Source organism: Streptomyces sp. NPDC055966, from assembly GCF_042269865.1.
Lineage (GTDB): Bacteria > Actinomycetota > Actinomycetes > Streptomycetales > Streptomycetaceae > Streptomyces.
Genome location: NZ_JBHJYK010000087.1, coordinates 1 through 1,453 on the forward strand (window position 1 = coordinate 1; position 1,453 = coordinate 1,453).

Annotated in this window: 2 protein-coding genes; one reads left to right on the top strand and one right to left on the bottom strand. The window is 42.0% G+C overall.

From position 1 onward, the window contains the following. Positions 1-103: 103 nt before the first annotated feature. Positions 104-1,090: a protein rep gene (locus ACFC8N_RS48890; protein ID WP_376296107.1), complete on the bottom strand. Its 987-nt coding sequence runs from the start codon at positions 1,088-1,090 to the stop codon at positions 104-106. 139 nt (positions 1,091-1,229) lie between these two features. Between ACFC8N_RS48890 and ACFC8N_RS48895 the strand changes: the two genes are divergently transcribed. After that, positions 1,230-1,453: hypothetical protein (locus tag ACFC8N_RS48895; protein ID WP_376296108.1), on the top strand; the 224-nt coding region annotated here is incomplete at its 3' end.

Consider the following 1,453-nt stretch of genomic DNA (forward strand, 5'->3'; position numbering starts at 1 on the left):
TAGAAGAACCATCTTAACAATATCTCTCAAACCCACAGACATTCCAGACCCTCCTTTATATCACTACTATACGTCTTTTTCATTAATTAACCTAGCATTTTTCCTACTTGATTATGTAATTCTTGATGCCTGGATGCCAATAAGCCATAACTTCAAATGCAGCGTTTGCCACCTCATCATCTTCTTCCTCAATCTTAACCAGATCACCGTCCTCTGCATCACCGAGATTCAATTCCTTATGTATTTCCTTCAGGATACCGCCGTACCCGATGAGCCGCCGAGAAGAAAGCGCGTCGTCCAGATAATAAACCGTATCCAAATTGGCCTCTGTCACTTTATTCCCGCGCAAAATGTCCGCATCCTTTACCGGGTATTTTGAAATTTCCAGAACAGCCTTTTGTTCCTCCATCGCCTCACGAACTTCACTTTCGATCTGCTCCGCGTCGATCTTAGCTTTCCCTTTGACTCTCTGGATATGAACGATCGGCGTGTAATCCAGCTTCATTGCCTTTTTCCAAAGACTTGTCCATTCCTTTTGGCTAATATAACTCTTTCCAAAATAATTCCTTTTCACAGGCAGCAAAACATGAAAATGTGGGTGATATGTATGTTCTTCATGATTTTTTGTAATTTCTAAAGCTCGAAAATAGCCAAGAACAGTCAGATCAACTCGCTTATACTTCATCAAACGATTAAAGCCCTTCATCATGTCCGAAATCGTCTGACGAAGCTCCCCGCCGTTGACATTCCGAACCGTCAGAGTTAGAAATAACCAAGCACAATGATATTGCCGATTCGCTTGTTCCACGATCAGTTTATTATGATATGCGATTTTTAAAGACCGCCGCCAGGCGCACATCGGGCACAACCTCCCCTTACAAAAATGGGCTTGATACAGCTTTAACTTGCCCGTTTCCGGATCTCTTTTAAACCACAACTGTTCAGCACATTCAAACATCCGCTTAGCCTTTTTGCTGTAGTAAGGCGCGCCAATCCGTTCTTTCAATCCCTCGTAATGCTTGGCCATGAGATCGGACCGGGATTTTTTTCCCTTCCAATCTCTTTTTTTTCCTGTTGCGGTCTCGTCCACAAGGATGCTATAATTTGATTCAGATGAATAAGACAAAATGAAACTCCTTTCTGAGCTAGTTCTCTAGCGTTCTATTATTTTTGGTGGTACTTAAATAATAGCAGAAGGAGTTTTTACCTGTCAAAAAAGGTCTAAAGCCTTGACAGACAAGGGACGAAGGCCATTTTTAAAAATCTTGGTGTTTCTATATAGTATCAAGATAAGAAAAAACCCGATTTTGGCCCCGCCAAAATCGCATAAAATCGCCTGTTCCAGGCGATTTTTTAAAACCCAAAACCTAAAACCAAACCTCAAACCAAAAATCCACCCCCTGAAGGGTGGATTTTATAATAAAAAGCCCCCGCCGGAAATCCCAGCAACGCA